The sequence below is a fragment of the Schaalia georgiae DSM 6843 genome, assembly GCF_000429245.1.
Taxonomy (GTDB): Bacteria; Actinomycetota; Actinomycetes; order Actinomycetales; family Actinomycetaceae; genus Pauljensenia; species Pauljensenia georgiae.
This window is the reverse complement of the sequence record NZ_AUBM01000010.1, coordinates 191,705-204,257: the sequence shown is the minus strand read 5'-3', so window position 1 is coordinate 204,257 and position 12,553 is coordinate 191,705. Positions and strand designations below refer to the sequence as shown.

The 12,553-nt window shown below is 68.7% G+C and carries 11 protein-coding genes and 1 pseudogene; 4 read left to right on the top strand and 8 right to left on the bottom strand.

Going from position 1 to position 12,553, the window contains the following annotated elements:
- Both G447_RS0106345 and G447_RS0106340 read right to left on the bottom strand, forming a co-directional pair.
- Positions 1-269: pseudogene (locus G447_RS0106345) on the bottom strand (hypothetical protein); the annotation flags it as partial.
- Positions 270-491: 222 nt separating this feature from the next.
- Complete coding sequence (locus G447_RS0106340) at positions 492-2,078, bottom strand: hypothetical protein (RefSeq protein WP_243442327.1); 1,587 nt, start codon at positions 2,076-2,078, stop codon at positions 492-494.
- 70 nt (positions 2,079-2,148) lie between these two features.
- Between G447_RS0106340 and thrC the strand changes: the two genes are divergently transcribed.
- The 3 genes from thrC (at position 2,149) to G447_RS0106325 (ending at position 6,998) form a co-directional block, all read left to right on the top strand.
- Positions 2,149-3,642, top strand: coding sequence for a threonine synthase (gene thrC / locus G447_RS0106335; RefSeq protein WP_026430452.1), 1,494 nt, complete (start codon positions 2,149-2,151; stop codon positions 3,640-3,642).
- Positions 3,643-3,768: 126 nt separating this feature from the next.
- Positions 3,769-5,214, top strand: a complete 1,446-nt coding sequence (cysS, locus tag G447_RS0106330) for a cysteine--tRNA ligase (protein WP_026430451.1) — start codon at positions 3,769-3,771, stop codon at positions 5,212-5,214.
- 41 nt (positions 5,215-5,255) lie between these two features.
- Complete coding sequence (locus G447_RS0106325) at positions 5,256-6,998, top strand: glycoside hydrolase family 13 protein (protein WP_026430450.1); 1,743 nt, start codon at positions 5,256-5,258, stop codon at positions 6,996-6,998.
- A gap of 107 nt (positions 6,999-7,105) precedes the next feature.
- Here G447_RS0106325 and G447_RS0106320 read toward each other — a convergent pair whose 3' ends face one another.
- The gene (locus tag G447_RS0106320) at positions 7,106-7,648 is read right to left on the bottom strand and encodes a hypothetical protein (RefSeq protein WP_026430449.1); all 543 of its coding nucleotides are present in this window, start codon (positions 7,646-7,648) and stop codon (positions 7,106-7,108) included.
- Between the two features lie 155 nt (positions 7,649-7,803).
- Positions 7,804-8,406: a hypothetical protein gene (locus tag G447_RS0106315; RefSeq protein WP_243442326.1), complete on the bottom strand. Its 603-nt coding sequence runs from the start codon at positions 8,404-8,406 to the stop codon at positions 7,804-7,806.
- A 168-nt stretch (positions 8,407-8,574) separates the two neighbouring features.
- Between G447_RS0106315 and rlmB the strand changes: the two genes are divergently transcribed.
- Positions 8,575-9,552: a 23S rRNA (guanosine(2251)-2'-O)-methyltransferase RlmB gene (gene rlmB, locus G447_RS0106310; RefSeq protein ID WP_026430448.1), complete on the top strand. Its 978-nt coding sequence runs from the start codon at positions 8,575-8,577 to the stop codon at positions 9,550-9,552.
- A gap of 8 nt (positions 9,553-9,560) precedes the next feature.
- Here rlmB and G447_RS0106305 read toward each other — a convergent pair whose 3' ends face one another.
- From G447_RS0106305 to G447_RS0106290, 4 genes are all read right to left on the bottom strand, one after another.
- Positions 9,561-10,094, bottom strand: coding sequence for a hypothetical protein (locus G447_RS0106305; RefSeq protein ID WP_026430447.1), 534 nt, complete (start codon positions 10,092-10,094; stop codon positions 9,561-9,563).
- Between the two features lie 178 nt (positions 10,095-10,272).
- Complete coding sequence (locus G447_RS0106300) at positions 10,273-10,569, bottom strand: WXG100 family type VII secretion target (RefSeq protein WP_100215350.1); 297 nt, start codon at positions 10,567-10,569, stop codon at positions 10,273-10,275.
- A complete protein-coding gene (locus tag G447_RS0106295) occupies positions 10,566-10,997 on the bottom strand; it encodes a hypothetical protein (RefSeq protein ID WP_005872451.1) in 432 nt (143 codons plus the stop codon). Before G447_RS0106295 ends, G447_RS0106300 begins: the two co-directional genes overlap by 4 nt.
- The gene (locus G447_RS0106290) at positions 10,994-12,418 is read right to left on the bottom strand and encodes a phage tail family protein (protein ID WP_026430446.1); all 1,425 of its coding nucleotides are present in this window, start codon (positions 12,416-12,418) and stop codon (positions 10,994-10,996) included. Before G447_RS0106290 ends, G447_RS0106295 begins: the two co-directional genes overlap by 4 nt.
- Between the last annotated feature and the right edge of the window lie 135 nt (positions 12,419-12,553).

Sequence of the window (12,553 nt, the reverse complement as noted above, 5' to 3'; positions counted from 1 at the left end):
ACGGACTCGGTGTTCTCGTACCCCGATTCCTGGACTCCGGTGGGGGGATTGGCGCCCGAGCGGGAGTGGACGAGGACGCCGACGACGAGCGCCACGACCAGCGCGCCGCTGATCGCGAGGGCGCGTCTCCTGCGGGCGCGCTGGTGGCGCTGGCGGATGGCGCTCAGCGGTTCTTCGTCGGTGCGCGGGCAGCCGTCCTGCTGGGCGCCGCCCGGGGGTGTCTCCGGGGCGTCGTCGGCAGGGGTGGGTTCGTCGTCGAGGGGATCCATACCCGTAAGTATGTCAAGGTTGTTGTGGAAGCGGAACGCTTTTCAAGTATTCAATATCTGCGGGTCCCAGGCCCTGGTGCTTCGGCCCTTCGGCGTCCAGGTGCCCGGCGCCCGCCCGCCGGCTCCCGGTTCCCTCCGCCCGGGGGCGCACCCTGGAACTGCTCACCGGGCGCCGCCTGTTCCTCCCGGCCCCCTCCGCACGGGGAGCGCGCCAGCCCGCGCTCACGCGTCCTTCGGGGTGAGGGCCACAATGCCCGTGGCGTCGATCCCGACGATGAGGTCGTCGTACACCCACGTCGGCGTCGCCATGCCCGAAAGCTCCTTCGACTCGACGACGCCCCCTCCGGACATGTCGATCAGCGCCTTCCTCCTGTCCGAGTCCACTCCCTGCTGGACGAAGAGCACGGAGTCGCCTTCTCCGGCGACCGCGTGCGAGAAGGCCAGGGCGCACGCCCCTGAGGAGCCGTTGGCCAGCGTGGCCTCCTTCGGGACAGTGGCCGCAACGGGCTTGCGGTCCTCTGAGGGCGCGAAGTTCACGGTCGTGCAGTCCTTCCCGTCCATCCACACCGTCCCGTCGGACCACGGGGCCCTGCCGGTTGTGAGGAAGCGCTTGACCTCGTCGACCGTGGGGCGCCCGTCCCCAGCGGGGATCGTCCTGGTCGTGGAGCCGGAGCCCACGGGCTCGGTGACGGGGAAAGTCCCGCCCCGTTCCCCGTCGGCTGAGAACGCGACGGCCTCTTTGGCGTTGACGTCCACCAGGACCCACCCGTCGGAGGCCCCGTAGGCGGTGCGCACGGCGTACGCGCCCTTGGCGGGCGCCGGCGAGATAGTGCGGACCTCCCCGGTGGTGGCGCGCAGGATGGACGCCTCCCCCTGGGGGTCGTTGGAAATGAGAAGCCACGTGTCGTCCTCGGGGCCCGCCCGCAGGACGTTCCTGTCCCACAGCAGCGAGCGGTAGTCGGGCTGCTCCGTGATCACCCGCCACTGGCGCTCCCAGACGGCTCCGGTGCGCGTCCACCCCGAGCAGGTCTCTTTCCCCGTGCACGTCACCAGGACGCCGCTGGCGTAGGCGAGGGGATCGTCCCTGCCCCAGGGCGCCTCGGACGCGCTCCCGGTCGTCAGGTCGATGACGGCGCCCGGCATGACGAGTTCGTCGCCCACGACCAAGGGGGAGGCGTCGCTCATCAGATCCGTGTCGCTCGGGTTCGTGGTCCACAGGGTCACGGGCTGTGCCCCCGAGGCGTCGATCGCGGTGACCCGGGCGGCCAGGTCCTCCCCCGAGTCCACAGCGATCACGGTGCTCCCATGCCGCAGGACGCGCCCGCGGGGGCGCGTGTTCCCCTCGCCGGGGGCGTCGATGCGCCACGCGACGTCCACGCCCCGCGCCCACGCGGCCGCGGGGTGCCCGGAGTCCTGCGCCCAGCCCGTGTACCCCTGCTCGCGGGGCGGCGTCGCAGTGGGGGCGGAGCGGCCGAGCACGTACAAGACGACGAGGACGAGGGCAACGGTCACCGCCGCGACCGCTTTTGCCTTGACTCTGCGCAGTCGGGCCCGGATCCCGGCCGAGCGCGCCCTGGCGCCCGACTGCGCCGTCCCAGCCGATCGCCGGCCGTTCGGCGAGGCCTGTCCCGTCCTCTTTCTTCCGGGTTCGGCGCGGGCGGCGTACCCGGGCTGGGGCCCGAACGGGGGCGCCGCCAGATCCTGGCCGGGGCCGTAGGGGAACCTCGCGTCGCCCCCGTCTTCGGGATCCGCGGGATCCGTGGGGACGCTACCGGCATAAGGGGACCACTGGTCGTCGGATGAAGCCATGCCATACAGTATGCCCGCTGGGGGCCGGGCCCACATGGCCGGGGCGCCCCCCGCCCGATAGGATCAACGCGTGCGCTACACCTCCACACGCCGGACGACTGGATCCCCACGTCCTTTCAGTGACATCCTCCTCGAGGGGCTCGCCCCCGACGGGGGGCTCTACGTGCCCGGGCACTACCCGCGCCTGAGCGCCGACGACCTCGAGGAGCTGCGGCTGGTCCTCGACCAGCAGGGTTACGCCGCCCTGGCCGCCCGGATCCTCGCGCTGTACATCGACGACATCCCGGAGGAGGACATCGCGGCCATCGCCTCGCGCGCCTACAGCGCCCCCGCTTTCTCCGATCCCGCCATCGTCCCCGTCACCGCGCTGGAGGGCGCCGGATTCGACCTGCGCCTCGCGCACCTGTCCCTGGGGCCCACCGCGGCCTTCAAGGACATGGCGATGCGGCTGCTCGGCGAGCTCTTCGAGTACGAGCTCCGCCGCCGCGGCCAATGGCTCACCATCGTGGGCGCCACCTCGGGCGACACCGGTTCCTCGGCCGAGTACGCGCTGCGGGGCAGGGACGGCCTCAGCGTCGTCATGCTCACCCCCGCCGGGCGGATGACCGCCTTCCAAAGGGCGCAGATGTTCTCCCTGCTGGACGACAACATCGTCAACGTCGCTGTGGACGGCGTCTTCGACGACTGCCAGGACCTGGTCAAGGCGGTGAACATGGACGCCGCCTTCAAGGCCCGCTGGCACTTGGGCGCCGTCAACTCGATCAACTGGGCGCGCCTGCTCGCCCAGGTGGTCTACTACGTCGCGACCTGGCTGCGCGCCACGGAGGGCCCCGGCGAGGGCTCCCCCTCCGCCCGCCCAGGGACCGTGGCTCCCGAGCGCGTGAGCGTGGTCGTCCCCACCGGGAACTTCGGCAACGTGTGCGCGGCCCACATCGCGCGGCGGATGGGCGTGCCCCTGGATGCCCTGGTGGTCGCCACCAACGAGAACGACGTCCTCGACGAGTTCTTCCGCACCGGCGTCTACCGGCCCCGCTCCAGCGACCAGACCCTGGCCACCTCCTCGCCGTCGATGGACATCTCCAAGGCGTCGAACTTCGAGCGCTTCGTCCACGACCTGCTGGGCCGCGACGGCGCGCGCACAGCCGAGCTCTTCGGAACCGCCCTTGCCCGCAACGGGCATTTCGACCTGTCGGGCGCGCCGGAGTTCCAGGCGATGCGCGAAACCTACGGTTTCGTCTCCGCCTCCTCCACCCACGCGGACCGCCTCGCCGAGATCGCGCGCACCGAGGCCGAATCCGGGTACCTCATCGACCCGCACACCGCTGACGGCGTCCACGCGGCGCGTGGACTCGCCTCGCGGGGCGAACTGTCGGGCACGGTCGTCGTCATGGAGACCGCGCTGCCCGTCAAGTTCGCCGACACCATCATGGAGGCCACCGGTCACCTGCCCCCCGTCCCCGGGCGTTTCGCCGGGATCGAGGCGGGCGGGCAGCGGGTGGTGCCCATGGCGAACTCCGTTGACGCCCTCAAAGAGCTGATCGCCCAGCGCGTGGGCGGGCGCTGACCCTCCTACCGGGCGGCCTCCCCGCCCCCGCGCGGGCCCGCACGCTCCTGCCCCTCAGCCCCATTACCGAGTCCCAGCGGCAGGGCCCCCGCGTGGGCGGCCCGGGGGCGCGGGTAGGATACTGCCATGCGCCTGTACGACTCGAAGACCGCCAGCGTCCGTCCCCTGGAGCCCGTCGTCCCGGGGAAGGTGGGCATCTACCTGTGCGGCGCCACCGTCCAGGGATCCCCCCACGTCGGCCACCTGCGCGCCGCCGTCTCCTTCGACACCCTCATCCGCTGGCTGCGCCGCAGCGGGTACCAGGTGACCTACGTCCGCAACGTCACTGACATCGACGACAAGATCCTCGCCAAGTCCGCCGAGGCCGGCTGGGACTGGTGGGCGTGGGCCTACCGCTACGAACGCGAGTTCACGAGCGCCTACGACGCCCTCGGAGTGCAGGCCCCCACCTACGAGCCCCGCGCCACCGGCCACATCCCCGACCAGATCGACCTGGTGCGCCGCCTCGTCGAGCGCGGCCACGCCTACGACGACGGCGCGGGCAACGTCTACTTCGACGTCCACTCCCAGCCCGACTACGGGTCCCTCACCCGCCAGCGCCTCGCGGACATGCGCACCACGGAGGACGAGGCGCAGATCGACGCCGCCGTCGAGGCGGGCAAGCGCGACCCCCGCGACTTCGCCCTGTGGAAGGCCGCCAAGCCCGGCGAGCCGGCCACGGCCTCGTGGGACTCGCCGTGGGGGAGGGGGAGGCCCGGATGGCACCTGGAGTGCTCCGCCATGTCCAGGCGCTACCTGGGCGACGAGTTCGACATCCACGGCGGGGGCATCGACCTGCGTTTCCCGCACCACGAGAACGAGCAGGCGCAGTCCCACGGCGCCGGATGGGCCTTCGCGCGCATGTGGGTGCACAACGCGTGGGTCACCACCAAGGGCGAGAAGATGTCGAAGTCCCTGGGCAACGTCCTCTCCCTCAAGGCCCTCACGCGCGACCACCCCGCTGTGGCCGTGCGGTGGGCGCTGTCCACCGTCCACCACCGCTCCGCGATCGAATGGGGGCCCGAGACCCTGGACAACGCCGCCTCCGCGTGGACGAGGTTCAGCGGTTTCGTGTCGCGCGCCGTCGAAGCGGTCGGCGAGGCGGGGCCCGAGGAGATCGCGATCCCCGCCGACGGGCTCCCCGGGGCGTTCCGCGAGGCGATGGACGACGACCTCAACGTCGCAGGGGCGCTCGCGGTCGCACACGAGCACCTCAAGGCCGGCAACGTCGCCCTCGACTCCGGGGACACTGGGGCAGCCCGCCGCGAGCAGGTGCTCGTGCGCTCCATGCTGGACGTGCTGGGACTGGACCCGGCCTCGCCGCAGTGGCGCGGCCAGGCGGGCATTGGCGGCGGCGCCGGGGCGGGCGCGCGCGCGGCGCTGGACGCCCTGGTGCGCTCCCTCATCGCCGAACGGGCCGAGGCGCGCGCCGCCAAGGACTGGTCCCGCGCGGACGCCCTGCGCGACCGCCTGGCCGGGGCCGGGGTCTTGGTGGCGGACGGGCGCGACGGCGCAACCTGGTCGCTGTCCTGAGGGCGACCCCCCACCCGAATCCCCGACTTGGCAGGTGTCCCGTGTTGTTCTCCGAAGAGCTCATCTCCTCCCGCGAAGCTGGCCTGGGCCACGACGACTGGTGGAAGGGCGCAGTCGTCTACCAGATCTACCCGCGTTCCTTCCAGGACTCCGACGGCGACGGGGTCGGCGACCTGCGGGGCGTGCGCAGCCGCCTCGACTACCTGGAGGGGCTGGGGGTCGACGTCCTGTGGCTGTCGCCCGTCTACCGCAGTCCGCAGGCGGACAACGGCTACGACATCTCCGACTACCGCGGTATCGATCCTTTGTTCGGGACGATGGAGGATTTCGACGCGTTATTGGCTGATGCGCACGCGCGGGGCATGAAACTCGTGATGGACCTGGTGGTGAACCACTCCTCGGACGAGCACCCGTGGTTCGCCGCCTCGCGGTCCTCGAAGGACGACCCGAAGCGGGATTGGTACTACTGGCGGCCCCCCAGGCCCGGGCGCGCTCCCGGCGAGCGCGGTGCGGAGCCGAACAACTGGGGGTCGTTCTTCTCTGGGTCCGCGTGGACCCTGGACGAGGCGACCGGTGAGTACTACCTGCACCTCTTCCACCGCAAACAGCCCGACCTCAATTGGGAGAACCCCCAGGTGCGGGCGGCGGTTTACGCGATGATGAACTGGTGGCTGGACCGGGGCGTCGACGGCTTCCGCATGGACGTGATCAATCTGATCTCCAAGACCCCCGGCCTGCCCGACGGCGAGGAGCTGCCCGGGCGGGCGTGGGGAGAGGGCTTCCCCCTGGTCAGCGAGGGGCCCCGCCTGCACGAGTTCCTCGCCGAGATGCGCCGGGAGGTCTTCGACGGGCGAGGCGGAGCGGACACGGGTGCGGACGTGCCGCTCACGGTGGGGGAGGCCCCAGGGGTGCGCATCGACAAGGCGCGCCTGTATTCGGGGGCCGGGCGCCGGGAGTTGGACATGGTGTTCCAATTCGACCACGTGGACCTGGGGCTGGAGGCGGGGAAGTTCCGGCCGCGCCCCCTGCGGCCCGGCGAGCTGGCCGATTGCCTGAGCGCCTGGCAGGAGGCGCTGGCCGACGACGGGTGGAACTCCCTGTACCTGGACAACCACGACCAGCCGCGCGCGGTCTCGCGTTTCGGCGACGAGGAGCGCTGGTACGCCTCGGCGACCGCCCTGGCGACCGCTCTGCACCTGCTGCGGGGCACCCCTTTCATCTACCAGGGCGAGGAGCTGGGGATGACGAACGGGGTCTTCGAGTCCGTGGGGGACTTGCGCGACGTGGAGGCGCTTCGCTACTACGACGAGGCCACTGCGGGCGGGGAGGACCCGGGCGCCGTCCTGGCGGGGCTGCGGGCGATGGGGCGGGACAACGCGCGCACTCCGGTGCAGTGGGAGGGCAGCGAGAACGCGGGATTCACCTCGGGTACCCCGTGGATCGGCGTCACCCCCAACTACCGGGAGATCAACGCGGCCGCGCAGGTGGGCGATCCTGGTTCCGTCCACTCCTACTACCGGGCGCTGATCGCGATCCGCCACCGCCTGCGGGTCGTGGCGCTCGGCTCCTTCGAGCGCCTCGACGCCGCGGACCCCCGCGTGTTCGCCTACCGCAGGGCGCTGGGGGAGGAGCGGCTGCTCGTCGTCGTCAACCTGTCCAGCGACTCGGTGCGGCCCGTCCTGGACGATGGCGGGGGCATGGTCCAACTGCTGGGGAACGCCGACGAGGCGAAGGCGCCCTGCGAGTCCCTGGGCCCGTGGGAGGCGCGCGTCTACCTGGGTTGACGCCGGCGCGGGCTGGCGGTCAGCGCCATTGCGAACGGCGCGCGCCCTCGGGCTCAGGGACCCGGCATCCTTCGACCACCCCGCACCGCCAAGGGAATCCACGCGGCTCATCGCCGCAGCAACTTGAAGATGTCGTAGTCCCGGAGGGGGTGGCCTTTGGACAGGTCGCGCCTGGTGAGGCGGCGGGGCGCCTCCCGTAGGATCCCTTGGCGCGCCAGTTTCCGGCCGAGTTTGATCATCTGGTGCTCCGTGTACTCCCGGGGGCTGAACAGGCTGTCGCTGTTGTCCTCGTTGGCGTCGAAGCAGAAGAGCGTGGTCCCATTCGCCTCCGAGCCTTCCAGCGAAGCCGCGATCCCGATCGTGAAAGGACGGGGGACGGCTCGCCGGGTCGCGGGGATGAACAGGAGCGCCCATCCGACCACCGAAACGAGCAGGAGCAGGTCTTTGAGGAATCCTGCTTCGCTGCCCCCCGACATCTCGGTGCCGGTGTAGCCGGCTTCCCGGAGCCGACGGTCTATATCGTTTTCCTCGACCTTGCACCCTTTGCCGCGCCAGAAGGCGACTGCCCGCCGCACGGCCTCCTCGGGGCCGACACCGATCCGGTACACGTAGTACGAGCGCGGGCCGAACATCGCGCGGAAGTACCCCATTCCGGCCTCCGTTTCCTCATTGCCCCAGTGGTGCTTGTGGCTATTGTACGGGCTCGGGATGCGCGGATCGTGCGGCCGGTGGGCGCCGATGGCGCACGGCCCGGTGGGGCGCCCCGGCCTCGTGCGGCGCGGGTCGGCGCATGCCCGAGCGGACCCTAGCTCCCGTCGATTGCGGCGCGGCGGATCCTGTTCCACTGGAACACGCGGAGGGGGTTGTCCCTGGGCAGGGTCCTCTGAGTGAAACGGCGGGGTTTCTCCAGCAGGACGCCTTGGCGCGCCAGTTCCCCCCCGAGTGCGATCATCTGGTTCTCGGTGTACTCCTTCGGAGTGACAAACGCTCTGTCGTTGAAGACCCAAGTGGCGTGGAAGCAGACGAGCGCGGTCTTATTCGCGTACGGGCCATCCAGTGGGGCGGCGATGCCGACCTGGAAGGGGGCGGGGTTGGAAAGCCGCATTTTGCGGGAGAACAGGAGCACGATTCCGAAAGGGAGGAGGTCGAGGAGGTCGTTCTTGACCGCCGTTTTGGATCCGCCGCCCCCTGACACTTCAGTGCCGGTGTATCCGAGTTCCCTGAGGCGGCTGTCCATGTTGTAGTCCGCGACCTCGCAATCCAGGGCGCGCCAGAACGCGACAGCCCGGCGCACGGCCTCTTCGGGCCCGACGCCCACCTGGTACTCGTAGTACCGCGTGCAGCCGAACTCTGCGCGTAAGAACCCCATGCCGTCCTCCTGTTTCTTCCAGTGCTCCGGTGGTGCCACGACTAGTGTACGGATTCGGGTCGGCCAGGTCCCGGGTGGGCTGCCCTACGGGACGCGATGACGACGCCCGTCCCCAGTGACGCGCCCCGCCCGGGCTGCGCCGACGCGCTGGGCCCCTGACGGTAGGCTGGTCCCAGTTCGTCATCGCGACTGGGAAGAGGGATCACCATGGCCGGAGACAGCGGGCGCCCCGGCGCCATCCGCAAGAAGGGCACCAAGAAGGGCGCGCAGGTCGGCACCGGCGGGCATTCTCGGCGCCGCCTGGAGGGCAAGGGCCCCACCCCCAAGGCCGAGGACCGCCCGTACCACCCCGCCCACAAGCGCAAAGTGCGGCGCGAGGCCCGCCAGGCGCAGGAGGCCGCGATCGCCCGCGCCCGTGCGAAGAGCTCGATCAAGGTCCCCGCGGGCCACGAGCTCATCGCGGGGCGCAACCCGGTGGCCGAGGCGGCCCGCGCGGGCGTGCCCATCGAGCGGGTCTTCGTGCTCGACAACGTCAAGGACGACCGCGTCGAGGAAGTCATCCGCCTCGCCTCGTCGCTGGGCGCACCGGTCTTCGAGGTGACCAGGCGGGACCTGGACGTCGCCACCGACGGCGCCTCCCACCAGGGGGTCGCGATCGAGGTCCGCGGCTACGAGTACACGCCCGTGGACGACCTCATCGCAGGCTCCGTCCAGCAGGCGGGCCATCCGCTGCTCGTGGCCCTCGACCAGGTCACCGACCCCCACAACCTGGGCGCCGTGCTGCGCTCCGCCGGTGCTTTCGGCGGCGACGGCGTCATCATCCCCGAGCGCCGCAGCGCGGGCGTGACCACTGCCGCGTGGAAGGTGTCGGCGGGCGCGGCCGCCCGCGTGCCCGTGGCGCGCGCGACCAACTTGGTGCGTGCCCTGGAGGATTGCAAGCGGGCGGGTTTCTTCGTCGTCGGACTCGACGGGGGAGGGGACGCCCCGCTGCGCGGCCTGCCCTTGGCGGACGGGCCCCTGGTCCTGGTCGCGGGGGCTGAGGGCACGGGCCTGTCGCGCTTGGTGCGCCAGACCTGCGATCAGATCGTGTCCATCCCCATCTCCAGTGCTGTGGAGTCGCTCAACGCGGCGGTCGCCACGGGGATCGCCCTCTACGAAGTGGCGTCCGTGCGCGCTGGGGGCTAGTCCTTCCTCTACCAGTTCGCGGGCGCCAACGGGTGCGAGTCCGGCAGGGACTGCTCGGTGGTGAGCCAGGGCCCGCTCACCAGGAACCCGGAGGATACGACGCGGTCCCGGAAGAGCTGCATGCGCGCCTTGACGAATTCTTCCGCCCCGTACAGGGCGCTATCGCGCATGCGGTCAGGGCCCGTGCGGAAGAAGACCAGGTCGGTGGCGCCGGGCTGCGAGGAGGAGGGGGAGGCGGCGATGTTGATCATGTACGCGGTTCTCAGCAGGCGGGCCACCATTAGGAACGGCAGCCCGGCGGGCGGGAAGACCTCCATGCACCCTTCTCCTGTCGCCCCGAAGAACCCTCCGACCCTGGAGCCGCCCCGCATCTCCACTCCAGTCCACCCGAGGGGGAGCAGGCGGGCGTTGACATCGCGCTTCGTTGTGCGGCACCCCTGGGACCGCCAGTAGTCGATCCCGCGCCCCAGCGCCTCCTCCGGCGGACAGGAGAGCGTGTACCAGCAGTAGGTGCAGTGGGTGACGGGCAGTCCTTTCGCCATGAATGCACTCCATCAGTAGTCGCCCCTGGTGGATGGCGCCCTGCTGGCGCGCGGTGCGGGCGGCGGCGGGGCTCTTCAGTGGAAGTGTAGCAATCGGCTTCAGGGCGGGCGCAACGCAGCGCCCGCCCCTGAAGACGGTTGTGCAGTCAGACCGCGAGTGCGGGAGACGATGCGCGGGTCAGAGGGCCCACAGTTCTTTGACGGTCTCCTCGGCCTTGTTGTAACTATCAAGCGCGTCCTGGAGGGCTTTGATGGCCTTCTGTAGAAGATCGGTGTGCGAAGTCCCTTCGTCCTCTAGTCCAGTGAGACTGGTGAGCGCAGCATCAGACGCTTCGCCTTTCCATGAGGCCCCCAGGGAGGAGTGGGAGTGCTGAACTTCGTCGAATTCCTTTTTGATGTCGGTCAATCCAGAGCTGAGGGAATCTATAATCTCCTGAAAACCCTGGGACTTCACCATGAGATCGGCTTCCATCATAGTCCTTTCAATTGTTGGGTTAAGTTCTCAATGCGCTCCTGGAGGCTTTGAGCAGCTTCTGAAAGCTCGTCGCGAAGAGAATCGAGCTGGTCCTTGTCCTCGTCGTCTAAGCTTTCCTCAAGCGAGGACAGGTTCTCCTTGCTCGTCTCTCTGATGCGCCGGGCCTCGGGGGATTGGTCCTCGCCCAAGAGGACCGCGTCTAGAGTGGTCTCCTCCCTGTCGATCCTGCGCTGGACGATCTTCCAATCGTCCCCGTAGTCGCCGTGGCGCGCCGAGTCCGCCCACTCCTCGCGCCAATCGGTCTCTTCCTCAGAGTCGTCCTCGAATTCCTGGTGGAGCGAGTCGGTCATCTCTTGCAGTGAGTCAATGAGCGCGTAGATATCATCCAATGAGGGATCGGCGCCCACTCCATATTCTTCGGTTGTCATGCTGTCGCCGCCGCTCTCCGGGACGCGGCCTCGGCCAGATTCGACATGGTCATCTGAACCTCGGCCATCTGGGCTTTCTTGTTCGCGAGATTTTGGATGAAGTCAACAATGAAATTGATAATGCCGTAGATCATCTGAATATACTTGATGATCTTGTTGATCTTCAGTACGGCAGTAGCGGCCGCGGCGACCCACCCCGCGACTGGTATGGCGCTTTCCGCGAGAAGCTGAAGGGCGGTATTCACGATCTCCGCGATCGCTTCTCCAAGTTCCTTGGCTGACTGTTTCAAAAACGACGCGAACGCCTTAAGAAGAGTGGACATGAGGCCAGCGGCCTTGCGTAGTGCTGTTGTCACCTTGGCCAAGGCGGTAATGAACCGGTTCGCAATTTCGGAACCTAGCCCAGTCCACTCTGAAAGCGCGGGGAGCACCTCCGAGTCGTTCTGCCCAACCGCTACCAGCGCGTCGCCGATTTCGGACCAGGCGCTGCCTGCCATGTTGACGAGCCTCCAGTCACCGTTGAAGTATTTGAAAACGATGTCATTAAGCAAAGAGACGCCCGTGACCTTCTCAATCACCCAATCGACACTGCCGGCGACGACGCCCGCTGACCAGCGCAGGTTCTCCAGTTCGCTGGTCGGGGCCTCGGGGGGGACCAGGTAGGAGCTGGCGTCCTGGGATTCGGCGATGGAGCGGTCCGAGGAGGCGGCGTCCGAGGCCCGCTGGGCAGCGCGGTCCTCAAGGCTGCTGAGGCGTTCGCTCTTTTCCTGCTGGTGCTCCTTCCACTGCTGATCCACTCGGGGTTGTCCGCCACCGTAGTGGGAGCCGGCCTTCGTTCGCGCTTCACCCAGTTGGGCAGGGTTATCGCGTGGATCCTCGAAGGGGGAAGTGGAAATGCCGATGGTCTGGAGGAGCGCTGTGATTGCCTCGTACACCACTTTGTCCACCGTGGCGTAGGCGTCAACGGTGTCGCCGAGTTTGTCGGCGGCGCCCTGGTGGCAGACGATCAGCAGACCCATGGCCTTCTCGCCGATGGCAACAAGGCCTTCGTTGGCGGGGATGAAAAGCATGAAAAGCATCCCTTTGGCCATGGCCATTCCCGGCTTGGCAGCAGTGTACGCCTTATTGACGGCAGAAAACCCCTTCTTGGCGGCTGATACGCCTTTTTGGAAGACCGACTGCCCTGCTTTGACGACTTCTTTCCCTGTTTTTTTGGCGGCTTCCTTCGCAGCTGTTCTGGCCGCCACGTCGCTGATTGGTTGTGCCGCGCCCACTCTTGTTGCGGCAGCGCCTCCTTGGGTGCCATCTATGTGGCACCATTCGTCCATGAATGACTGGATGTTGGTCAGGTGGGTGGTGGCCTGGCGTTCGAGTAACTGCTGGGCCAGTTGAAGGGTGTCGTACTTTACGGAAAGGTCCATGGCGCATCCTAGGGTCGGAGATGGTGACCCAAGTCTAGGACTACGAGGTATTTTTGTAAAGCGGTCAAAGTTAAAATACCGGTCGGATTGTTCGCTGTCGAAGTTGTGTCCTGCCGGAGGGCGCCCTGCTCTCCC